Origin of the sequence: Jiella mangrovi (assembly GCF_017815135.1) — a bacterium.
Lineage (GTDB): Bacteria > Pseudomonadota > Alphaproteobacteria > Rhizobiales > Rhizobiaceae > Jiella > Jiella mangrovi.
Window position 1 is genome coordinate 31,425 of the sequence record NZ_JAGJCF010000015.1, and the last position, 21,813, is coordinate 53,237.

Sequence of the window (21,813 nt, forward strand, 5' to 3'; positions counted from 1 at the left end):
CGAGAGGCCGGCGACGCCGCCGGACGAATCGCGAGACGAATGCGATCATTGCGTTCTGGCGTTGCCGCAAACGGCCTCCTTCAAGGGAGACGAGCCAATGTCGAACTGCTTCTTTCATCGCGGCATTCCGGTCATGCCGGAAAAAGCGACCTTTACCTCGCCGGGCGAAAATCGCACCAGCCAGCGGATGGCGATCTATTCGCCCCTGCCCGGCAAAAAGCCGGCGACGCCCGCGCGGCGGGTCATGCGGGAGCCGGCCGTCCATTCCGCCTTCGAATGGCTTCCCCATTGCAGCCAGCGACTGAAACGCCTGACTCGTCGGGCGAAGGCGTCGGCTCCGAGATCCTTGCGCGTGCCGGCCCTTTCCTGAGCCGGACGCTCGGGGTTGGCAGGGCGGGCGGCAGCGCCATCTTGCGAAACCAGCGGGCTGAACCTTCGTCCGCCCCGAAAGGAGCCGCCTGCCGATGACCGAGCCGACACCCGAGGAAGACGCCGCGATCGAGGCCCTTGCGACCCGCGTCTTCGACGCCGCGCGCGAGGGCGATGCCGCACAGCTGGCCGCCTTTCTCGACGCCGGAATGCCGGCCAATCTTTCCAACGAGAAGGGTGACAGCCTGCTGATGCTGGCGAGCTATCACGGCCATGTGGCCGCGACGAAGGTTCTTCTCGAAAAGGGCGCCGACCCGGAGCGCCGCAACGATCGCGGCCAGACGCCGCTCGCCGGTGCCGCTTTCAAGGGCGAGACGGCGATCGCCCGGCTGCTCATCGATCACGGTGCGTCGGTCGACGGGGCGGGCGACGACGGCCGCACGGCCCTGATGACGGCGGCGATGTTCGACCGGGTGGAGATGATCGACCTGTTGGTCGAGCGCGGGGCGAGGATCGACGCGACCTCCGCCGACGGCGTCACGGCGCTCGACGCAGCGAAGGCGATGGGCGCGAAAAGGGCGGTCGATCATCTGGCGGCATTGGGGAAGGAAAAACGCCCCTGACAGGCAAATAGGGATGGACGCTTGAAAGACGGCAAATGCGTCTGAATGATCGCGGCACGGACCACCACGCAAATTTCTCTGTGGTCAGGGACCGTTCGTGGGCCGAGGATGCTATCTCTTGCAGTGGGGCGACGCCGTCCAACACACCGTCGTGCTCGGGTTTCGTCTCTGCCGCATTGGCTTGTTTTGGCCAAGCCTTGCGGTGTCGCCGCCATTATGCGGCAGACGAGGGTCGAAGTGGCCGCGAAAATTGAAACGCCGTCATTCTCGGGCCCCGTCCCGAGAATCCAGGACAGCGCTTCAAGCTGCTGATCGAATAGTAGAAATAGTCACGATCTCCGACGTTGGACTGGATGCTCGGGATGGGGCCCGAGCATGACGATCGCTTAGAGCGCCGTGCGTCCGAATAGACGCACAAAGGACGCTCTAACCTATTGAATCTACGCATCCTGCTTTCCAAAAATCGATTCCGATTTTGGGCCGATGCTGTAGCATGCGCGAGATCCACTATCCCGGGACCAGAGCTTCCAGATCCGGCCGCAGCACGACGCTTTCCTGTTCGTTCGGATCGGTGCGGGCGATCACCGCGACGACGGGCTCCGGCCCGCTGTTGTAGGGCAGATGCGGCACGCCGGCGGGGATGTAGAAGAGATCGCCGGCCGCGACGGTCGCGTGGTGTTCGAGCCTGTCGCCATACCACGTGCCGGAACTGCCGCTGATCACGTAGATCGCCGTCTCGTGGCTCTCGTGGAGATGGGCCCTGGCGCGGCCGCCCGGCGGGATGGTCAGAAGGTGCATGCACAGCCCCTTTGATCCGACGGTTTCCCGGGCTATCCCCGCGAAATAGCTGAATCCCTGCTTGCCGTCATAGGTCGAAGCGGGCCTTATGAGGGTGCATTCGGCACGCGGACTTGAAGGAGTTGTGGATGCTTCCATCGGAAAGTCTCCCATCGTCGCAAGGGGAGACAACGACCTCCCGCAAAGTTGGAGATAGGGCAGAGCGCGACGCGGCGGGAGGGGTGCCGGTGATCGCCGCGCGCGGGCTCGATCTCGTCTTTGCGACCGCCGACGCGCCGGTCCATGCGCTGAAGGACATCGACCTTTCGATCCATCGCGGCGAGTTCGTGTCGCTGATCGGCCCCTCGGGCTGCGGCAAGACGACGTTGCTGCGCGTCATCGCCGATCTGGAACGCCCGACCGGCGGCACCATCACGGTGAACGGCATGAGCCCCGACGCGGCGCGGCGGGCGCGGGCCTATGGCTATGTCTTCCAGGCGGCGGCGCTCTATCCCTGGCGCACGATCGAGAAGAACCTCGCTCTGCCGTTGGAGATCATGGGCATCGACAAGGCCGAGCAACGGCGGCGGATCGAAGAGGGGCTGGAGCTGGTCGGGCTGTCCGGCTTCGGCAAGAAGTTTCCCTGGCAGCTTTCCGGCGGCATGCAGCAGCGCGCCTCGATCGCGAGGGCTCTCTCCTTCGATCCGGATCTCCTGTTGATGGACGAGCCCTTCGGCGCGCTCGACGAGATCGTCCGCGATCATCTCAACGAAGAACTTCTGAAGCTCTGGGCGAAGACCGACAAGACCATCGTCTTCGTCACCCACTCGATCCCCGAGGCGGTGTTCCTGTCGACCCGCATCGTGGTGATGAGCCCAAGGCCGGGCCGCATCCACGAGATCATCGACTGCGATCTCGGCCCCGACCGGCCGCTCGACATCCGCGATACGCCGGAATTTCTGGCCATCGCGCACCGGGTCCGCGAGGGCCTGAGGGCCGGCCACGGCTATGACTGACGGGCGATAGCCAAGGCGGCGCGGGGCATCATTCGGGCGGCCCGAGCCTCGGGGTCTCGTCTTCCTCGCCGCGATATTTCAGCGCCGTCTCCCAGCCCTCGCGCCGCGCCTCTTCCAGCCCCTCCTCGCGCGCGGCGATCTCGTCCTCCAGCGCTTCGCGCAGGAGACGCTGCCGGCGGAACGAGAGGCCGATCAGGATCATCGCCAGCATCGACAGGGCGCAGAAGGCCTGACGCTTGTCGAGTTCGCGCACCGGCTCGGCGCCGATCAGCGCGGCGACGGCCATGAAGCACAGGACGAGGCCGATCATCACGACGCCGCGCGACAGGACGAGCGCGGCGAGAAAGGCGACGAGGATGGCGATCGCCAGAAACGGATGTCCCTCGGCAGCGGCGAGGCAATCCTCAGCGAGCGCGCCGAGAAGGGCGAGGAGGTCCCACAGCAACCGGCCGGGAAAGGCGACGACGTCGTCGACACTCATGGGCGGGCGGGGCTCCTCACCTTACAGCATCAAAAGGTTAGAGCGTCCTTTGTGCGTCCGAGCGGACGCACGGCGCTCTCGGTCATTCGGCGGGGTCGGTGTCGCTGGCGAGTTCCTGCTGGGCCTCGACGTCCGGCTGGCGGGTAAAGCCCTTCAGCCCGGCATGGTAGTTGCGATCGCGCTCGATCTCCACCGGGGAGGTCAGATAGGCGGTGATCAGCTCCGACAGCGAGCGCAGCGCGTGCATGTGGATCCGCTCGTAGCCATGCGAGGCGTCGACGCCAAAGGTGATCAGCGCGGTGCGAACGTCGTGGCCGGCTTCCAGCGCCGAGGCCGAATCGGAGCGGTAGTAGCGGAAGATGTCCTTCTGGTAGCGGATGTCCTCGTCCTGGCAGATGCGCACCAGCTTCTTGGTCAGGTGATAGTCGAACGGCCCGGTCTGGTCGGCCATGCCGATGGTCACGCCGAATTCCGCCGAGTTCTGCCCCGGCGCCGAGGTGCCGTTGTCGACGGCGATCATCGAGGCGATGTCGGGGGTGAGGATCGAGGCTGCGCCGACGCCGACCTCCTCGGCGATGGTGAACAGCCAGTGGGTGTCGACGGGCGTTGCGGCGCCGCTGTCTTCCATCGCCTTGATCGCCGCCAGCATCACCGCGACGCCGGCCTTGTTGTCGAGATGGCGCGAGACGATGTAGCCGTTGTCGAGGAATTCCGGCTGCGGTTCGATCGCCACCGTGTCGCCGACCTCGATGCCGAGCCTGTGGAGTTCGCTGATGTCGCGGGACAAAGCATCGACGCGCAATTCGACATAGTCCCAGCCGACGGGGAGCGTATCGACTTCCTCGTTATAGGTGTGGCCGGAGGCCTTCAGCGGCAGGATGGTGCCGCGATAGGTGCCGGCGTCGGAAAACACCATGCAGCGGGCGCCCTCGGCGAAGCGGGCGGACCAGTGGCCGATCGGCACGAGTTCCAGCCGGCCGTTCTCCTTCAGTCGCTTGACCTGCGCGCCGAGGGTGTCGAGATGGCTGACGATGGCGCGCGCAGAGGCCCGGCGGGAGCCCTGGCGCGTCGCGCAAATTGCGCCCCGGCGTGTCAGCTCGACCCTGAGGCCGAGCCGCTCCAATTCCTGGGCGACATGGCGCACGACCGTGTCGGTGTAGCCGGTGGGGCTGGGGATTTTGAGTAGCGCCTTCAGCTGCTCGGTCAGATACTCGGTATCGATCGTAAGCCTCGGCACTCAGCCCTCCTTGCGCGACCTCCTCTGATTCGTACGGGCCGCTCTGACAGAAAATGGCACGGACAACGGGAAAAGCAGATCGATGAACCGTTCCGCCGTCGGCTGCGGTTCGTGATTCGCCAGTCCCGGCCGCTCGTTCGCCTCGATGAACACGTAGTCGGCCAGGGCCGGCGACTTGATCATCAAGTCGATGCCCGTCACCGGTATCTCAATTGCCCGTGCGGCGGCAACAGCGGCTTCGACGAGAGCGGGGTGAATGTCGCCCGTCACGTCGTGGATCGTGCCGCCCGTATGGAGATTGGCGGTCTTGCGAACGGTGATGCGCTCGCCCTCCGGTAGCACGTCGTCCATGCCATAGCCGGCCTGCCTGACGCAGCGCTCGGTCTCCTTGTCCATCGGCACTCGGCTCTCGCCGCCCGTCGCAGCCGAGCGGCGGCGCGACAGGTGTTCGATGAGGTCGACGACGGTGGAGCTGCCGTCGCCGGTGATCATCGGCGGCTTGCGCAGCGCCGCGGCGACAAGCCGGTAGTCGATGACGATCAGTCGCAGGTCGTCGCCCTGAAAACAGGCCTCGAGCAGGACGGTGGGCGAATGCTGCCTGGCCGCTTCGATGGCCGCTTTGGTATCCTCGAGGGTCTCGATGCCGACGGAGATGCCGCGCCCCTGTTCGCCCCGGGCGGGCTTGACGACGACCTGGCCGTGCTTTTCCAGAAAGGCCGAAATCGCCTCGTCGTCGCTGTCCCCGGAGATCTGTTCGGGCACCTTGACGCCAGCCCCCTCGACCATGCGCCGGGTCACCGTCTTGTCGTCGCAGATCGACATGGCGACGGCCGACGTCAGCTCCGACAGGCTCTCGCGGCAAAGCACCGTGCGTCCGCCATGGGTGAGGCGGAAGAAGCCGCCGGCGGCGTCCACCACCTCGGTGTGGATGCCGCGCCGCCGCGCCTCGTCGACGATGATCTTGGCGTAGGGATTGAGCCCTTCATACTCGTCGTTGGGGCCGGTGAAGAGCCGCTCGTTGATCTCGTTCTTGCGCTTGATGGTGAAATAGGAGACGCGCACGAAGCCGAGCTTGTCGTAGAGCGCGATCGCCTGTTCGTTGTCGTGCATCACCGACAGATCCATGAAGGCGCAGCCTCTGGCCTGGAAATGCTCGGCGAGCCGGCGGACCAGGCTTTGTCCGATGCCGGGATGGGGCGCCTGCGGATCGACGGCGAGGCACCAGAGCGAGGAGCCGTTTTCCGGATCGCCGAAGGCGCGCTTGCCGTGAACGCCGGTGACCGTGCCGAGGATCGCCCCGGTGGTCTCGTCCTCGGCGACGAAATAGGTCAGCGCCCGGTTGCCGCGGTTCGACCAGAAGAAGGCCGGATGCACCTGCACCATGTGGCGCGACTGGTAGATGCGGTTGACCTCCGTCGCGTCCCCTTCCGAGGCGAGGCGGCGGATGAAGTAGCCGCGCGGGCGCCGGTTCCCCGGCCGGTAGGTGGACAGATCGAGCCGGTAGGTATGGGACGGGTCGAGGAACAGCTCCTGCGGCGCGTGGGAGAGGAGGACGTGCGGGTCCTTGATGTAGAAGGCGATGTCGCGCCGGTCCGGCCCCTCCTCGCGCAGGGAATTGGCGATCTCGCGCGGATCCTCGAAGGTCTGGCCGAAGACCAGCCGTCCCCAGCCGCAGTCGAGAATGGCATTCTTGCGCATCCCGTCATTGTCGGCGCGCTCGCGCGCGGCCGACCCTTTCGGCGCCGAGGCACGCATTTTTTCCAGTCGGTGGTCGTGTTTCGATCGGTCGGCCTGCCTGTCGCCTGCCATCGGATCAGACCCCCTGTTCCTGCAGCCACATTTCGAGCAGCGCGACCTGCCACAGCTCCGAGCCGCGCAACGGCGTGATGTGATCGGACGGGTTGGCGAAGAGTTCGTCGAGATAGCTCTTCTGGAACAGGCCCCGGCCTCTCGCTGCTTCCGATCCCAGCGTGTCCTTGACCATGTCGAGATAGGGCCCGGAGATGTATTTCAGCTGCGGGACGGGGAAATAGCCCTTCTTGCGGTCGATCACCTCGGAGGGAACGACCTGCCGGGCGACCTCCTTCAGGACGCCCTTGCCGTCCTGCTTGAGCTTTTCGGCAGCCGGCACGCGGGCGGCGAGCTCGACCAGCTCGTGGTCGAGGAAGGGGACGCGCGCTTCGAGGCCCCAGGCCATGGTCATGTTGTCGACGCGCTTGACCGGATCGTCCACCAGCATGACATGGGCGTCGACACGCAGCGCCTTGTCGACCGGGTCGGTCGCGCCTTCCATGGCAAAGTGCCGGGCGACGAAATCGCGGGAGACGTCGTCTTCCGTCTGCCATTCGGGCGCGATCTGGCCCTTCAGCGTCTCGTGGCTGCGGTCGAAGAAGGCGCCCGAATAGGCGGCGAGCGGATCGTTGGCGCCGACCATCTTCGGATACCAGTGATAGCCGCCGAAGATCTCGTCCGCTCCTTGCCCGGACTGCACCACCTTGATGTGCTTGGAGACTTCGCGCGAGAGCAGATAGAAGCCGACATTATCGTAGGAGACCATCGGCTCGGACATCGCCTTGATCGTGCCCGGCAGATGCTCCATCAGCTCCGAGCCCGGCACGAAGATCTTGTGATGCTCGGTGCCGTAGTGCTTGGCGATGATGTCGGAAAACTCGAACTCGTTGCCGACCTCGCCATTGGCGTCCTCGAAGCCGATCGAGAAGGTGTTGAGGTTTTTCTGGCCGGCTTCCGCGAGAAGCCCGACGATCAGCGAGGAATCGACGCCGCCCGACAGAAGCACACCGACCGGAACGTCGGCGACCATGCGCCGGTCGACGGCGAGCTTCAGGGCATCCATGACGAGATCGCGCCAGTCGGTCGGCGACAGCTTGTCATCGCCGGGGCGGGGCGCAAAGTCCGGCGCCCAGTATTCCTGATCGTCGAAGGAGCCGTCCGGCTCGATCATCCGCGTCGTTGCGGGGGGAAGCTTGCGCACGCCCTTGACGATGGTCAGCGGCGGCGGGACGACCGCGTGGAACGTCATGTAGTGGTGCAGCGCCTCGCGGTCGATCGTCTTGTCGACGTCGCCGGTGGCGAGAATCGCGGGGAGCGAGGAGGCGATGTAGAGGCGCTTGTCGTTCTGCGAGAGATAGAGCGGCTTGATGCCGAAACGGTCGCGCGCCAGCATCACCCGGCCGCTTTCGCGCTCGGCAATGGCAAAGGCGAACATGCCGTGGAAGCGCTTGACGCAGTCCCGGCCCCAGGCGTGATAGGCCTTGATGATGACCTCGGTGTCGCCGGTCGAGAAGAAGCGGTAGCCCCTGCCTTCCAGCTCCTGGCGCAGCTCGGGATAGTTGTAGATGCAGCCGTTGAAGGCGATGGTGAGACCCAGCTCCGGGTCGACCATGGGCTGCTGGGCCTTTTCGGAAAGGTCGATGATCTTCAGCCGCCGGTGGGCGAGGCCGATCGGCCCGCGCACGACCTGGCCGGAGCCGTCGGGCCCGCGCCGGGCCAGACAGTCGCCCATGCGTTGCAGGCGGTCGCCCGAGGCTGCATTTCCATCGAAGCGAATCTCACCGCAAATTCCGCACATGGGGCGTCAGTCTCCGTCGATCTCAATGGCTTTCGAAGGTGTCGATCCATCGGGATATAGAGACCGACGCGAAACAAAAACCGTTTGCGCCGCATGTTTTTTCGCAGTGCGGCAGCGAGCGGGCCTTCGTCCCCTCGTCGCAATGCAGGTTTCAGCTGCTCTCGGACGGCCGGAAAAGCCAGTGGTCTGCGGAGTTCAGGCCCTGAGCTTTGCCTCGAATTCGTCGCCCTGGCACGACCAGACGGCTTCGAGAAGGCTCGCCGGCTGGGGTTTTGCGAACAGGAAGCCCTGTGCGTCGAGCCCCTCCTGCTCGGCCATGATGGCGCGCTGCTCGGAGGTTTCGATTCCCTCGGCAACGGTCTCGAGGCTGAGGCTTCGGGACAGGCCGATCAGCGAGTTGACGATCGTGCGATCGGCGGCGCTGCCGCCGATCCCCGAAATGAAGGACCGGTCGATCTTGATACAGGAGACGGGATAGTGCCGGAGTGCCGCGAGCGAGGCGAAGCCCGTTCCGAAGTCGTCGAAGGCGATGCCGACGCCCATCGCTCGCAATTGCCGCACCTGCTCGAGGATGCGGGGGTCCTCGGCCAGAATGATCCGCTCGGTCAGTTCGAGCTGCAGCGCGGCCGGCGGCAGGCCATGCCGCGCGAGCGCGCCGCACACGCGATCCACCAACGTCTGGCAGTTGAACTGCAGGGCGAAGAGATTGACGGCGATCTTGAAGTCCGGCGCGAAACGTTTGCGCCAGATCGCCACCTGCCGGCAGGCTTCGTCGATCACCCAGCCGCCGACATCGACGGCAAGATGGCTCTTTTCCAGGATCGGCAGAAACATCGCCGGCGGCAGGACGCCGCGATAGGGATAGTTCCAGCGAAGCAGCGCCTCGGCGCCGGTCCAGGCCCCGTCGCTCAGCCGTACGATCGGCTGGTAGTAGAGTTCGAAACTGCCGCCTTCCCAGGCGTCCTGCATCTCCAGGACGACGTTGCCGCGTTCCAGTGCGACGTTGCGCATGTCGCGCGTGAAGTGACGATAACAGTTACGACCCTCTTGCTTGGCCTGATACATCGCAAGATCGGCATTGCCGAGAATCTGGATGGCCTCGGCTTCGACCGTGCGAAGCGCGACTCCGACGCTTGCGCCGAAATGGACGACATAGCCGCGCACGGTAAAGGGTTCGGCGAGGCGTGCGACGACGGCTCGCGCGACCTTCGAGGCGGCGATGGGATCGGCCTCGCCGTCCAGGAAGATGACGAATTCGTCGCCGCCGAGCCGCGCGATCACCCGGCAATCGCCGGCAAATTCGCCAAGCCGTTCGGCGACCTCGGTGAGTGCCTCGTCGCCGCAGGCATGGCCGAGCGAATCGTTGATTTCCTTGAAGCCGTCGAGATCGATCAGAAGGACAGATGAGGCGTTGCCGGCATCGATCGAGGCCTGAATGGCGGCAAGGAGAAAGGGCCGGTTGCGCAGTCCGGTCAGCGGGTCGTATTTCGCCTCCTCGGTGACCCGCACGAGTTCCATGTGCTCGATCGCGAAGCAGGCCAGTTCCGTCAGCAGTTGGGTGTCCTTGTGGCTGAACTGGCGTGGCTTGGTGTCGAGCAGGCAAAGGGCGCCGATGCAGTGGCCCGACGGGGCGATGAGCGGTGCCCCTGCATAAAAACGCAGAGAGGGATTGCCGACCACCTCGGGGATGTCCTTGAAGCGCTCGTCCTTGGTGAGGTCGTGCACCACCAGGGTCTCTCCGCTCTCAACGGGAACGCGGCAGATGGTTCGCTCGCGCGGGAGCGTCGCGCCGAGCTTTCCCGCCCGCACGTGACAGATCTGAAGATGTTCGTGATGCGTCGAGATGAGGGCGTTCTCAAAGCCGAAGATCGAGGCTGTCAGGTTGACGAAGCGGACGAGCTTCTCGCCCCCGAGCGCGCCGCTTTTGCGATAGCGCTCCACCTGAGCGAGGCGAGCGCTGTCGTTCGAATTGACTGGTGCCATAGATCTCCGTCCTCCGGCGAAACTCAGGGCAATCGATGCTTGGGGCGGAGTCTGGCCGAAAGGGATTGAAATTTTGTTCGCACACTGAGCATTTAATCAGGCGGGCTTTGCCACCGAAGGTGGATCGGCTTGCCGAACCGGGATTTCGCTTGCGCTCGCCGGGGCGGCTGCTAGTTTGCCCGCAGCCTTTGCAAAGCCATGTTTTGCTTCGGCCGAAGGACGGTTCCCCGGTCACCACGTGGCAGGGGCGAAGAGGGAATGCGACGGGTCGACCCAAGCCGGGGGCCTTCATCGCAGCCGACCCCGCGACTGTAGAGCGGCGAGAGATTCGTCACTGGCCCGGAGCGCTTCAAAACGAGCGAAACGGTGTCCTGAAAGCCACTGGAGAGACCTCCGGGAAGGCGAGACGCAATTTCGACGACCCGCGAGCCAGGAGACCTGCCGACCTTCCATGCACCCGCTGCCCATCCCGGGCGGCCGTCACGGAGGTTGATATGACGACTGATTCGAGAACCGTCGCGCAGGGCGCGACGAATACCCGCTTAGCCGCGGGCTTTTTTGCGCTGTTTCTAGGCGCCTTCTTCGTCTGGGGGGCGGGCTTTGCCCACTCCGCAGCCCTGCACGACACGGCCCACGACGTGCGCCACGCCTTCGGCTTTCCCTGTCACTGAGTTTTCGAGCGCCGGCAAGAGGCCGGTTTTCAGGACCAGAATCCACCAGTCAAAGGCCGGCCTTCGCGCCGCCACGGGAAAGCTACACCATGATCATCCGATATCTGCTCGCCGCGCTTGTGGCCGGGCTTGTCGCCGGCGTTCTCGTGACGCCAATCCAGTACCTCAAGGTCATCCCGCTGATCGCCCATGCCGAAGCCTATGAAAACGGTGGCCATGGCATTGAGCCGCACGATCATCATCAGGCGGGCCTCGTGTCTTCGGCTCATGCTCACGGCCCGGACGCGTTGGGGAAGGGCCGCGTCATCCTCGCCCATGCTCCGGCGGCCGGCGGAGGCGAAGACGCGGGCGATGCCAGCCTGTTTCAAAGCCGCGCCCTCGGGACGCTGACGGCGAATGTCGTGACCGGTGGCGGCTTTGCGCTGATGCTTGCTGCGGTTGCCCTTCTGGCCGGCCGCTCGATCACCACCCGCAACGGTGCGCTCTGGGGGCTTGCCGGCTTTGCCGCCGTGGCGCTTGCGCCCGCGCTCGGCCTGCCGCCGGAATTGCCGGCGATGCCGGCCGCCGATCTCTCGGCCCGCCAGGCCTGGTGGATCATGACCGTCGGGCTCACGGCAGTCGGTCTCTACTGCCTCATCCTGCGGCGTGAGGTGCCGCTGCGAGCCCTCGGCGTCGCCCTGCTCGTCGTTCCACATCTCTTCGCCGCGCCTCATCCGGCACAGCTTGCAAGTCCCATCCCGCCGACGCTGGCGGCGGAATTCGCCGTCGCGTCGCTGGCGACGGGGGCGGCGTTCTGGGTGCTTCTGGGGCTTGGCGTCGGCTTTGCCATGGATCGCTTCGGGACGAGCGAGGCATGACGTCGGCGCCGCCAGCGAAGGTCGCCTTCGTCCTTGGCGGCGCCCGCTCCGGCAAGAGCGCCTTTGCCGAGGGGCTGGTGGGACAAAGCGGTCGTGCCAAGGTCTATGTCGCGACGGGCCGGGCCTTCGACACCGAGATGCAGGCGCGCATTGCCCGCCATCAGGCCGATCGCGGGGAGGGCTGGACGACGATCGAGGCGCCGCTCGATCTCGTCGGCGCGCTGCGGCGGGAAACCTTGCCGAACCGTATGGTTCTCGTCGATTGCCTGACGCTCTGGGTGACCAATCTGATGATGGCCGGGAGCGACATCGAGGCTGAATGCGCGGAGCTGATCGACTGCCTTGGCGAAGGTCTGCCAGGGCCTGTCGTCCTCGTTTCCAACGAGGTCGGCCTCGGCATCGTGCCGGAAAACCGGATGGCGCGAGAATTCCGCGACCATGCCGGCCGGCTGCACCAACAGATCGCGGCGGTGGCCGAGACGGTCACTTTCGTCGCCGCCGGTCTGCCGATGAAACTCAAGGGTTGAGCGGAGAAACCGCTCCCCGGACAAGATATAGCAAAAGGAGGCTTTCATGCCCGCCGCCAAAATCCCCGCCACCGTCATCACCGGCTTTCTCGGCGCCGGCAAGACGACGCTGATCCGCAACCTGTTGCAGAATCCCGGCGGCCGCAAGATCGCGCTGATCATCAACGAGTTCGGCGATCTCGGCGTCGATGGCGACATCCTGAAAGGCTGCGGCATCGAGACCTGCAGCGAGGATGACGTCGTCGAACTCAACAATGGCTGCATCTGCTGCACCGTCGCCGACGACTTCATCCCGGCGATGACCAGGCTGCTCGAACGCGACACGCTGCCCGACCACATCATCATCGAAACCTCGGGACTGGCTTTGCCGCAGCCCCTCGTCGCCGCCTTCAACTGGCCCGAGGTGAAGACCAGGGTCACCGTCGACGGGGTCGTCACGGTGATCGACGCGGCGGCGGTTGCGGCCGGGCGCTTTGCCGAGGACGAGGCGAAGGTCGCGGCGCAGCGCGCGGCCGATACGAGCGTCGATCACGACAACCCGCTCGAAGAGCTGTTCGAGGACCAGATCCGCGCCGCCGATCTCATCGTTCTCAACAAGGCCGATCTCATCGATCGTGACGCGCTGGAGCGTGTGCGCAAGGAGACGGCGCGCGCCACGCCGCGGACGGTGAAGACCGTCGCCGCCGAGAACGGCAAGCTGCCGGCCGACGTTCTGCTCGGCATCGCCGCCGGCACCGAGGCGCTGATCGGCGAGCGCAAGTCCCATCACGAGATCGAGCACGAGGGCGGCGAGGACCACGACCACGACGAGTTCGAGAGCTTCGTTGCCGAAGCCGGGCCGGTCAAGGATTTGAACGCCTTCGTCGAAGGTCTGAAGGCCTTGATCGGCGAACACGACATCCTGCGGCTGAAGGGCTTTGCCGACGTGCCGGGCAAGCCGATGCGTCTCGTCGTCCAGGCCGTCGGGCAAAGGATCGAGACCTATTTCGACCGGCCATGGGGCAAGGACGAGACCCGCCAGACAAAGCTCGTCGTCATCGGGCTGCATGACGGGCTGACCGACCAGCTTTGCCGGACGATCGCCGGTCGCATCGCGGCGCTCGCGGGAGGTGACAACGCCGCCGAGGCCGCCGAATAGGGGCGGCGCATTGCACCTCCTCCTTGCCCAGAAGGGCACGATCGACGACGGCGGCGAGGCGGTGGATCTCGGCCAGTCGCCGGGCGAGATCGTGTTTCTGTCGGCAGCCGACACCGAGATCGCCTCGCTTGCCTCGGCGGCGCACCGTCTTGCGCTCGGCCCGAGCGAACTGCGTCTGGCGAACCTTCTCCGGCTGAAGCATCCGATGTCGGTCGACACCTATGTCGAGCGCACGCTTCGCCATGCGCGGCTGGTGGTGGTGCGGCTGCTCGGCGGGCAGGCTTACTGGCCCTATGGTCTCGACGCGCTGCTTGCCAACGCGCAAGCCTCTGGCGGCAGGCTCGCCGTCATTCCCGGCGACGACAAGCCGGATGCGGGGCTCGATGCCTATACGACGATCCCGCTCGCAGAGCGCGACCGGCTGTGGCGCTTCCTGATCGAGGGCGGGCCGGCCAATGCCGAGGGGTTTCTGCTCGGCTGCCGGGCGGTGCTGGGGAAGGGAGACTGGCCGGGCGAGGCGACGCCGTTGTTGAAGGCGGGGGTGGTGCAAATTCGCCGGGATGGCGCAGAGGGGGGTAACGCCGGCAGAAGCGCAGACGGTCCAAGGGCGGCAATCGGCGACGTTCAACGCGGCGAAAGCGGTTTGGACTGGATCCCGGGTCAAGCCCGGGATGATGAAGCCCGTCGCAAACCCTTGGCAGCCATCGTCTGCTACCGGGCGCTCGTCCAGAGCGGCCAGACAGAGCCGGTGGAGGCGCTGGCGCAGGCGCTTTGCGAAAGCGGCCTCGACGTTCTGCCGGTCTATGTGTCCAGCCTGAAAAACCCGGTCTCGATCGAGACCCTGCGCGGCCTCTTCGCTCGCCGGCAGCCTGCCGTGGTGATCAATCTCACCGGCTTTGCCGTCTCATCGCCCGCCGCCGCTGCCGGGGCCGAGCGCTTGCCGACGGTTCTGGAGGAAAATGGCGCCGTCGTCCTCCAGGCGGTTCTCGCCTCTGGCTCGAAGGATGCCTGGCACGCTTCGAGCCAGGGCCTCACCGCCCGCGATCTCGCCATGAACGTCGCCTTGCCGGAGCTCGACGGGCGGGTGCTGTCGCGGGCCATCGCCTTCAAGTCCGCCGGTGAGTGGGACGCGCTCACCGAAACCGACATCGTCGCCCATCGCCCGGCTTTGGATCGCGTCGCCTTCGTCGCCGAGCTTGCCAGCCGCTGGGCGCGGCTCGGCGCCAGGCCGAACGCCGACAAGCACGTCGCCATTCTCCTCGCCAACTATCCGAACCGCGATGGCCGGCTCGGCAACGGCGTCGGGCTCGACACGCCGGCCGGCACCATCGAGGTGCTGAAGGCCATGGAGGCGGCGGGCTATCCGGTCGCCGGAATCCCGGAAACCGGCAACGCCCTGATCGATCATCTGATGGCCGGGCCGACCAATGCCGGAACGGTGGCGCGAAAGGTCCGCGAGGCCCTGTCGCTGAAGGACTATCAGGCGTTTTTCGACCAGCTTCCCAAGGCGATCCGCGACGCCGTGACCGATCGCTGGGGCCCGCCCGCCGACGATCCATTCGTCGGCGTGCACAATGGTAAGCCGGCTTTCGCCCTGCCATTGGCGCGTTTCGGGCAGACGCTCGTCGGCATTCAGCCGGCACGTGGCTACAATATCGATCCGAAGGAGACCTACCACTCGCCGGACCTCGCGCCGCCCCACAACTATCTGGCGCTCTACGCCTTCCTGCGGTCGGATTATGGGGCCGACGCCGTCATCCACATGGGCAAGCACGGCAATCTGGAATGGCTGCCGGGCAAGGCGCTGGCGCTTTCCGATAGCTGTTTTCCCGAGGCCGTCTTCGGCCCCGTGCCGCATCTTTATCCCTTCATCGTCAACGATCCCGGCGAGGGGACGCAGGCCAAGCGCCGGACCTCGGCCGTCATTGTCGACCACCTGACGCCGCCTTTGACCCGGGCCGAGACCTACGGGCCGCTGAAGGATCTCGAAGCCCTCGTCGATGAATATTACGAAGCGGCCGGCGGCGATCCGCGCCGGCTGGTCATGCTCAAGAGCCAGATCCTTGATCTCGTGACCGACATCGGCCTCGATCATGACGCGGGCATCGCGGCCGGCGAGGGCGAGGAGACGGCGCTGGAAAAGCTCGACGCCTATCTCTGCGAATTGAAGGAAATGCAGATCCGCGACGGGCTGCATGTTTTCGGCGTCGCGCCCGAGGGGCGGCTCTTGACGGACCTCGTCGTGGCGCTGGCGCGGCTGCCGCGCGGGAGCGGGGCGGGGGACGCCTCGCTGTTGCGGGCGCTGGCGGAGGATCTGGGGCTTTGTGGTTCGGCAGGCGATCGCGGCGGCGGGCACCCCCCTCTGGCTTGCCAGCCATCTCCCCCACAAGGGGGGAGATCAGGCGGGGGGGACGGCGACGCGGATCCTGAAGCGTCTTCGCTCGCCACAGCGGTCGATCGAGAGGGGAACAGCGTCGAACGAGGTTCGATCTCCCCCCTCGTGGGGGAGATGTCCGGCAGGACAGAGGGGGGCGCATCGGGGCGCGACATTGCAACGGATCACGCTGCATCGCGCCAGGCAGACGTCCCTCCCTTCGACCCCCTCGACTGCGACATGGCGGCGCCCTGGACGGGCGCTCGTCCACAGCTTCTCGCCAGCCTGTCCCCAGACCCGTGGCGCACGACCGGCGACACCGTCGAGCGGCTGGAGCTTCTGGCTGCCAGACTGGTCGAAGGCGAATCTCACCCGGATATCCACTGGCGATCCACACGAGCCGTGCTCGAGGCGATTGAAACCACGCTGAAGCCTGCCGTCACCCGTTCCGGTCCGGCCGAGATCGGTGGCATCCTCGCCGGCCTTGCCGGACGCTTCGTTGCGCCCGGCCCGTCCGGCGCGCCGACGCGGGGGCGGCCCGACGTCTTGCCGACGGGGCGCAACTTCTTTTCCGTCGATACCAGAGCGGTGCCGACCGAGACGGCCTATCGCCTGGGGAAGAAGTCCGCCGAGCTTCTCGTCACGCGCCATCTGCAGGACCATGGCGAATGGCCGACCTCGCTCGGGCTGACGGCCTGGGGCACCTCCAACATGCGCACCGGTGGCGACGACATCGCCCAGGCGCTGGCGCTGATCGGCGCAAGGCCTGTCTGGGACCGGGCCTCGCGGCGGGTGACGGGCTACGAGATCGTGACGCTGGCCGAACTCGGCCGGCCGCGCGTCGACGTCACCTTGCGCATTTCCGGCTTTTTCCGCGATGCCTTTCCGGACCAGATCGCCCTTTACGACAGGGCGATCCGGGCCGTCGGCGCGCTGGATGAGGACGCGGAGGACAATCCGATCGCCGCCAGAATGCGGGCCGAAAAGGCGGCGCTGATCGAAACGGGCGTCGCCGAGGCCGAGGCCCAAAAGCGCGCCGGCTTCCGCATCTTCGGTTCGAAGCCGGGCGCCTATGGCGCGGGGCTGCAGGCGCTGATCGACGAAAAGGGCTGGGACGACAAGGCCGATCTCGCGGAGAGCTATCTTGTCTGGGGCTCTTATGCCTATGGGGCGGAGACCGAGGGCGCGGCCGAGCGGGACCGTTTCGAGGCGCGGCTTTCGGGCATCGAGGCCGTCGTCCAGAATCAGGACAATCGCGAGCACGACCTTCTCGATTCCGACGACTACTACCAGTTCGAAGGCGGCATGACGGCGGCCGTGGAGCATCTCTCGGGCGCGCGGCCGGTGGTCTATCACAACGATCATTCGCGGCCCGAGCGCCCGGTGGTGCGCACGCTGGAAGAGGAGATCGGCCGGGTGGTGCGGGCGCGCGTCGTCAATCCGAAATGGATCGCCGGCGTCATGCGCCACGGCTACAAGGGCGCCTTCGAGATCGCCGCGACGCTCGACTACATGTTCGCCTTCGCCGCGACGACCGGCGCGGTGCGTGACCATCATTTCGAGGCGGCCTGGAACGCGTTCGTGATGGACGACGAGGTGCGCGATTTTCTCGAGGCGAACAATCCGGCCGCGCTCGCCGAGATCCGGGATCGATTCGCCGAGGCGATCGACCGCGGCTTGTGGAGCCCGCGATCGAATTCGGCCCGCGCCGAACTGGCGGCGCAAGCCGAGCACGAGGTCGGGGCTTGAAGCCTTGCCAAGTTCGGCTCATGACACCGCCATGACCATCAACGTGACGACACAGACCCCCGCCTTGCCGACCATCCAGCACCTGGACCATCCGGGGCCGGATCTGAGATCGCGCATCGTCGCGCCGCTTGCCGAATTCTCGACCAAGAAAGACTTCGCCTTCGCGCCGCAATTCGTGACGCTGGGGCTTCAGACCGAGGATGGCATCGACGGCGGGCTCGCCTGTCAGCTCTACTGGGACTGGATGCATATCGAGATTCTCGCCGTGCCGGAACGCTGGCGTGGGCTCGGCCTTGGCCGCGCCCTGGTCGAGCGGGCCGAGGCGATCGCTCGCGAGGCGGGCTGCACGGGCGTCTGGGTCGATACCTATTCCTTCCAGTCGCCGGGCTTTTATGCAGCGATGGGCTATGCGCCCTTCGGCCGCCTGCCCAACTATCCGAAGGGCGAGACGCGGATCTTCTTCGCGAAGCTCTTCGACGAGGATTTCCTGTCACCACCGGAGAAGGCTGCATGAGCGACGAGACGCCCGAGCGCGGCAAGATTACCGACGGCATGAGCGAAGACGAACTCAACGCCCGCCACGCCGAGAAGATGAAGAAGAAGAAGGCGGCGCGCGACAAGATCCTCGCGACGAAGACGATCGAGAAGGGGCTCCTGATCGTCCATACCGGCAAGGGCAAGGGCAAGTCGACGGCGGCCTTCGGCCTCGTCTTCCGGGCGCTCGGCAACGGCATGAAGGTCGGCGTCGTGCAGTTCGTCAAGGGCAAGTGGGAAACTGGCGAGCGCAAGATCCTCGAGCATTTTCCCGATCAGGTGACGATGACGGCGATGGGCGACGGCTTCACCTGGGAGACCCAGGACCGCCAGCGCGACATCGCCGCCGCCAAAGCTGCCTGGGAGCGAGCGCAGGCGATGATCATGGATGACGAGCATGATCTCGTCCTGCTTGACGAGATGAACATCGTCCTGCGCTACGACTATCTCGACATTGCCGAGGTGGTAGCGTTCCTGAAAGATAAGCCAGCGAACAAGCATGTCGTCGTCACCGGCCGCAACGCCAAGGACGAGCTGATCGATCTGGCCGATCTCGTCACCGAGATGGAGATGATCAAGCACCCCTTCCGTTCCGGCGTGAAGGCGCAGAAGGGAATCGAGTTCTGAGCGGGCGACGCGCCGCTTGAAGCCTCGACTGATTTGAGCCCGACCCGGCTGATCGGGCTTGGCTTCGGGATAATTCTGCCGGAAAATAACCGAAACTTATCGGAATGGGATGCAAGGTTTTCATCGGCCGAACCGGGGCTCCACCCTTTGCATCGCCGGGACCGAACCGGCAAACGATCATGCTGCAGGAATGAAATGACACTCAAACTGCTCATTGCCGCTTTCCTGCAGAGCCTCGGTATCGTCTTTCTCGCCACCTTGCCCTATCGACTGGCGCTGACACGGGTGAAGAGCCAGGCCAACCGCCGGATGGTGTCGGGCATCGTTCTGACGGCCTGTGCGCTGGGCTCGATGACGGTTCCGGTCACGCTCGTCGATGGTCTGATCTTCGACATGCGGCACGTCTTTCTGATTCTCGCCGCTACCTATGGCGGCGTGCCGGCGGCGATCCTGATGGCGGCTGCAACTCTCGCCTATCGGTTGTTCGTCGGGGGACCGGGCGTTCCGGCCGGAGTCGTCGGCATTGTCCTGTGCACCTTGCTCGGGATTGCGATCGCCCAGTGGAGCAGGATCGGCGGCCTGACACGGACGCAGAGGCTCGTCTTGATGGGGCTTTGCGCATCGCTGTCTCTGGCCGGACTGGCGGTGACGCCACAAGAAACCGCCGTCATCGTGCTTTCCCATGCCGGCCCCATCTTCGTGATCGCCAATTTCGTCGGCGTCGTCCTCACCGCCACGATGCTCGACCATGAACAGGCACGCGTGATGCGCGAGCAGGCGCTCGCCGAGGATGCGTCTCACGACGCCCTGACCGGGCTCGTCAACCGTCGCAGCTTCGATCGCCGTGCGCCCGAGGTGATCGCCAAGGCAAGGGCGCAAGGCAGGCCCTGTTCGCTGCTTCTGGTGGATATCGATTATTTCAAGCGGGTCAACGACACCCATGGCCATCCGGCCGGAGATGCGGTGCTGCGCGCCGTCGCCGACATTCTCAACGCGCGATCCGGCACGTCGGGTATGGCGGCGCGGCTCGGTGGCGAGGAATTCGCCATCCTTCTGCCGGGAGTCGACGAGATCTCGGCGAGACGCAAGGCCGAGCGCCTTCGAACCGAGGTCGCCGAAACCAGCCATGACGTCGGCGACGCGAAGATCTCGGTGACCGTCAGTATCGGCATCGACACCATCATCGACGATGGAAGGCCCTTTCAGGAGGCCTTCAGCCGGGCCGACGCCGCACTTTACCGGGCCAAGCAGACCGGCCGCAACCGGGTGACGGCGGGGCGGGCCGCCTGACTTCAGCCGCGTCGTTGGGGAGCGGCGAGCGACAGCTTGTCGAGAAGGTCGAGGCCCGTGCGCGTCGCCGCGCCCGCCGCCATTGCCATCTGCGGCAGCAGCATCCATTCCAGCGACCAGGCAGCGCCGGAGCGTTCGTTCTCGTGGACGAGCGCGTGATGCATGCCGGAGACGAGCGTCGCGTTGAACCTTGCCAGGGTGACGAGGATCTCGGCGCCGACCGGATTGTTTTTGTGCGGCATCGCCGAGGACCCGCCACCGCCCGAAAGCTGCAACTCGCCGACCTCGCTCTGAAGGGCGAGCGCCGCATCCTGGCCGAATTTGCCGAGAGCGCCGGTGATCAGGGAAAACCAGTCGGCGAGTTCGACGAGGCCGTCGCGCTCGGAATGCATCGCCGCGGGAACGGCGGTCAGGCCGAGGCGGCTTGCGACGCCGTCGACGATCCGGTCCGCCTCGTTTCCCAGGCCCGCGCGATCGCCGACGGCGCCGCCGATCCGGAGCGCAAAGGCGCGCGGGGCGATCGTCTCGCGCCTGAGGCGGCAGCGCACCAGCGGATCGCCCCACGAGGCGAGCTTGCGGGAAAAGCGGGTCTCCTTCGCCGCCTGCATGCGGGTATGGGCCATGACTTTGGTATCGCCGGCTTCGAGATTCCAGCGGGTGAAGGCGTCGGTGATCGCCGCGAGCCGCCGGTCGAGGACGAGCGAGACGCCCTGCATGCGCATGGCGAGCGACGCGTCGATCACGTCCTGGCTGGTCGCGCCCTTGTGAAGGGCTGTGGCCGCGTCCTCGGGAAGGCCGGCCCGGAGCTGTTTGAGGAGGCTCGGTACGACGACGCCGTCGCGAGCGGTGCCGGCCGATAGCGCGGCAAGGTCCGGGGTGAAGCCGGCCGCCCGAGCCTGGATGGCCTGAAGATGCGATGCTTCGATCAGCCCGGCATCGGCCTGCGCCTCGGCGAGGGCCACCTCGAAAGCGACCATCGCCTCGATGTCGGCCGCGGCCAAGAAGTAGCTGCCGATCTCCTCGTCGCCGAACAGCTGGCCGAGGACGGGGCTGGAAAAGACGGAGGCGGTCACTTGGCGCCGCCCGCGGCAAAGACTTCGTCGGCAAAGGCGCCGACGAGCCGCGCCGTCACCTCCGGCCGTTCGATGCAGGGCAGATGCCCGGCGCCGGCAACGATTTCAAAGCGGGCTCCATCGATCAGATCGGCGCAGCTGCGAACGAGATCGGGCGGCGTCGAGCCGTCCTGATCGCCGACCATGCAAAGGGTCGGAACCTTAAGATTACGCGCGGTTTCGGTATGATCGGCATCGCGCAGAGCCGCGCAGGAACCGAGATAGCCCTCGGCCGGCGTGTTCACCAGCATGCTGGAATAGCCGGTGAAGGCCGCGTTGTCCGGAGAGCGGAAGGCGGGCGTGAACCAGCGAGTCAGGATCTGTTCGGCGATCGCGGCGATGCCGTCCTTCTCGATCGCGGCGATCCGGCCATTCCAGCCGGCCTCGTCGCCGATCTTGTGGGCGGTGTCCATCATCACGAGGCCGGCGAGACGCCGGTCATTCCTCGCTGCAAGGCCGAGCGCGATCTGGCCGCCGATCGAAAGCCCGACGACGAAGGCGCGTTCGACGCCATGGTGATCGAGGAGGGCCAGGAGATCGGCCGAGTGATCGTCCATGCGATAGGGGGCGGGCGGCACCTCGGAGAGGCCGTGGCCGCGCTTGTCGTAGCGAATCACCCGGTAGCGATCGGCAAGATGGGGAACGACCGCGTCCCAGATCCGGTAGTCGGTCCCCAGAGAGTTGATCAGAACGAGGGCAGGCGCGCCTTCGGGCCCGTCGACACGGTGATGGAGGACGATCCCGTTTATTCGGTCGAAGGGCATGATGTGTTTCCGATGACGATTGCGGTGTCGCTCGAGACCGAGCATGGGCTTTCGATCATAGGGGCGTGCGGGTGTGAAGGAAGCCCTGTGCGGGT

The 21,813-nt window shown here is 65.9% G+C and carries 19 protein-coding genes and 1 riboswitch; of the genes, 11 read left to right on the forward strand and 8 right to left on the reverse strand.

Annotated features, from left to right (window positions below):
- Positions 1-97 precede the first annotated feature (97 nt).
- Both J6595_RS17025 and J6595_RS17030 read left to right on the forward strand, forming a co-directional pair.
- On the forward strand, positions 98-370 hold the full coding sequence (locus tag J6595_RS17025) for a hypothetical protein (protein WP_209595895.1): 273 nt from the start codon (positions 98-100) through the stop codon (positions 368-370).
- A gap of 94 nt (positions 371-464) precedes the next feature.
- Positions 465-992, forward strand: a complete 528-nt coding sequence (locus J6595_RS17030) for an ankyrin repeat domain-containing protein (RefSeq protein WP_209595897.1) — start codon at positions 465-467, stop codon at positions 990-992.
- Positions 993-1,499: 507 nt separating this feature from the next.
- On the opposite strand, the gene J6595_RS17035 is transcribed toward J6595_RS17030, so the two are convergent.
- On the reverse strand, positions 1,500-1,928 hold the full coding sequence (locus tag J6595_RS17035) for a cupin domain-containing protein (protein ID WP_209595899.1): 429 nt from the start codon (positions 1,926-1,928) through the stop codon (positions 1,500-1,502).
- Positions 1,929-2,011: 83 nt separating this feature from the next.
- Here J6595_RS17035 and J6595_RS17040 point away from each other — a divergent pair, with 83 nt between their 5' ends.
- Positions 2,012-2,785, forward strand: a complete 774-nt coding sequence (locus J6595_RS17040; protein ID WP_342453235.1) for an ABC transporter ATP-binding protein — start codon at positions 2,012-2,014, stop codon at positions 2,783-2,785.
- A 28-nt stretch (positions 2,786-2,813) separates the two neighbouring features.
- Here the strand turns inward: J6595_RS17040 and J6595_RS17045 are convergent, their stop codons facing one another.
- From J6595_RS17045 to J6595_RS17065, 5 genes are all read right to left on the reverse strand, one after another.
- Entirely contained in the window at positions 2,814-3,266 is a 453-nt protein-coding gene (locus tag J6595_RS17045) for a hypothetical protein (protein ID WP_209595902.1), read from the reverse strand.
- 82 nt (positions 3,267-3,348) lie between these two features.
- Entirely contained in the window at positions 3,349-4,503 is a 1,155-nt protein-coding gene (locus J6595_RS17050; RefSeq protein WP_209595913.1) for an osmoprotectant NAGGN system M42 family peptidase, read from the reverse strand.
- On the reverse strand, positions 4,504-6,312 hold the full coding sequence (ngg, locus tag J6595_RS17055; RefSeq protein ID WP_209595915.1) for an N-acetylglutaminylglutamine synthetase: 1,809 nt from the start codon (positions 6,310-6,312) through the stop codon (positions 4,504-4,506).
- A gap of 4 nt (positions 6,313-6,316) precedes the next feature.
- Positions 6,317-8,092, reverse strand: coding sequence for an N-acetylglutaminylglutamine amidotransferase (locus tag J6595_RS17060; RefSeq protein ID WP_209595916.1), 1,776 nt, complete (start codon positions 8,090-8,092; stop codon positions 6,317-6,319).
- A 195-nt stretch (positions 8,093-8,287) separates the two neighbouring features.
- The gene (locus J6595_RS17065) at positions 8,288-10,075 is read right to left on the reverse strand and encodes a sensor domain-containing phosphodiesterase (RefSeq protein WP_209595918.1); all 1,788 of its coding nucleotides are present in this window, start codon (positions 10,073-10,075) and stop codon (positions 8,288-8,290) included.
- A gap of 203 nt (positions 10,076-10,278) precedes the next feature.
- A riboswitch (cobalamin riboswitch) is annotated at positions 10,279-10,535 on the forward strand.
- Between the two features lie 34 nt (positions 10,536-10,569).
- Here J6595_RS17065 and J6595_RS17070 point away from each other — a divergent pair.
- The 8 genes from J6595_RS17070 (at position 10,570) to J6595_RS17105 (ending at position 19,842) form a co-directional block, all read left to right on the forward strand.
- Positions 10,570-10,746 (forward strand): CbtB domain-containing protein, encoded by a 177-nt coding sequence (locus tag J6595_RS17070; RefSeq protein WP_209595920.1) that lies wholly within the window; start codon positions 10,570-10,572, stop codon positions 10,744-10,746.
- An 89-nt stretch (positions 10,747-10,835) separates the two neighbouring features.
- The gene (locus J6595_RS17075; RefSeq protein WP_209595922.1) at positions 10,836-11,603 is read left to right on the forward strand and encodes a CbtA family protein; all 768 of its coding nucleotides are present in this window, start codon (positions 10,836-10,838) and stop codon (positions 11,601-11,603) included.
- The gene (gene cobU / locus J6595_RS17080; protein WP_209595923.1) at positions 11,600-12,130 is read left to right on the forward strand and encodes a bifunctional adenosylcobinamide kinase/adenosylcobinamide-phosphate guanylyltransferase; all 531 of its coding nucleotides are present in this window, start codon (positions 11,600-11,602) and stop codon (positions 12,128-12,130) included. Before J6595_RS17075 ends, cobU begins: the two co-directional genes overlap by 4 nt.
- Before the next feature lie 46 nt (positions 12,131-12,176).
- The gene (cobW, locus tag J6595_RS17085) at positions 12,177-13,268 is read left to right on the forward strand and encodes a cobalamin biosynthesis protein CobW (RefSeq protein ID WP_209595926.1); all 1,092 of its coding nucleotides are present in this window, start codon (positions 12,177-12,179) and stop codon (positions 13,266-13,268) included.
- 10 nt (positions 13,269-13,278) lie between these two features.
- Positions 13,279-17,391: a cobaltochelatase subunit CobN gene (cobN, locus tag J6595_RS17090; RefSeq protein WP_209595928.1), complete on the forward strand. Its 4,113-nt coding sequence runs from the start codon at positions 13,279-13,281 to the stop codon at positions 17,389-17,391.
- 31 nt (positions 17,392-17,422) lie between these two features.
- Positions 17,423-17,905, forward strand: a complete 483-nt coding sequence (locus J6595_RS17095) for a GNAT family N-acetyltransferase (protein WP_209595931.1) — start codon at positions 17,423-17,425, stop codon at positions 17,903-17,905.
- Positions 17,906-17,943: 38 nt separating this feature from the next.
- A complete protein-coding gene (cobO, locus tag J6595_RS17100) occupies positions 17,944-18,552 on the forward strand; it encodes a cob(I)yrinic acid a,c-diamide adenosyltransferase (RefSeq protein ID WP_209596117.1) in 609 nt (202 codons plus the stop codon).
- A 195-nt stretch (positions 18,553-18,747) separates the two neighbouring features.
- Complete coding sequence (locus tag J6595_RS17105) at positions 18,748-19,842, forward strand: GGDEF domain-containing protein (RefSeq protein ID WP_209595933.1); 1,095 nt, start codon at positions 18,748-18,750, stop codon at positions 19,840-19,842.
- Between the two features lie 2 nt (positions 19,843-19,844).
- Here the strand turns inward: J6595_RS17105 and J6595_RS17110 are convergent, their stop codons facing one another.
- Both J6595_RS17110 and pcaD read right to left on the reverse strand, forming a co-directional pair.
- The gene (locus J6595_RS17110; RefSeq protein WP_209595935.1) at positions 19,845-20,915 is read right to left on the reverse strand and encodes a 3-carboxy-cis,cis-muconate cycloisomerase; all 1,071 of its coding nucleotides are present in this window, start codon (positions 20,913-20,915) and stop codon (positions 19,845-19,847) included.
- On the reverse strand, positions 20,912-21,718 hold the full coding sequence (gene pcaD / locus J6595_RS17115) for a 3-oxoadipate enol-lactonase (protein WP_209595937.1): 807 nt from the start codon (positions 21,716-21,718) through the stop codon (positions 20,912-20,914). Before pcaD ends, J6595_RS17110 begins: the two co-directional genes overlap by 4 nt.
- Positions 21,719-21,813 lie beyond the last annotated feature (95 nt).

Coding starts and splice junctions, on each gene's coding strand:
- J6595_RS17060 (WP_209595916.1), bottom strand. CDS start 8,092: ATGTGCGGAATTTGCGGTGAGATTCGCTTCGATGGAAATGCAGCCTCG.
- J6595_RS17065 (WP_209595918.1), bottom strand. CDS start 10,075: ATGGCACCAGTCAATTCGAACGACAGCGCTCGCCTCGCTCAGGTGGAG.
- J6595_RS17035 (WP_209595899.1), bottom strand. CDS start 1,928: ATGGAAGCATCCACAACTCCTTCAAGTCCGCGTGCCGAATGCACCCTC.
- J6595_RS17045 (WP_209595902.1), bottom strand. CDS start 3,266: ATGAGTGTCGACGACGTCGTCGCCTTTCCCGGCCGGTTGCTGTGGGAC.
- J6595_RS17095 (WP_209595931.1), top strand. CDS start 17,423: ATGACCATCAACGTGACGACACAGACCCCCGCCTTGCCGACCATCCAG.
- cobW (WP_209595926.1), top strand. CDS start 12,177: ATGCCCGCCGCCAAAATCCCCGCCACCGTCATCACCGGCTTTCTCGGC.
- J6595_RS17075 (WP_209595922.1), top strand. CDS start 10,836: ATGATCATCCGATATCTGCTCGCCGCGCTTGTGGCCGGGCTTGTCGCC.
- J6595_RS17025 (WP_209595895.1), top strand. CDS start 98: ATGTCGAACTGCTTCTTTCATCGCGGCATTCCGGTCATGCCGGAAAAA.
- J6595_RS17070 (WP_209595920.1), top strand. CDS start 10,570: ATGACGACTGATTCGAGAACCGTCGCGCAGGGCGCGACGAATACCCGC.
- J6595_RS17105 (WP_209595933.1), top strand. CDS start 18,748: ATGACACTCAAACTGCTCATTGCCGCTTTCCTGCAGAGCCTCGGTATC.
- J6595_RS17030 (WP_209595897.1), top strand. CDS start 465: ATGACCGAGCCGACACCCGAGGAAGACGCCGCGATCGAGGCCCTTGCG.
- ngg (WP_209595915.1), bottom strand. CDS start 6,312: ATGGCAGGCGACAGGCAGGCCGACCGATCGAAACACGACCACCGACTG.
- cobO (WP_209596117.1), top strand. CDS start 17,944: ATGAGCGAAGACGAACTCAACGCCCGCCACGCCGAGAAGATGAAGAAG.
- cobU (WP_209595923.1), top strand. CDS start 11,600: ATGACGTCGGCGCCGCCAGCGAAGGTCGCCTTCGTCCTTGGCGGCGCC.
- pcaD (WP_209595937.1), bottom strand. CDS start 21,718: ATGCCCTTCGACCGAATAAACGGGATCGTCCTCCATCACCGTGTCGAC.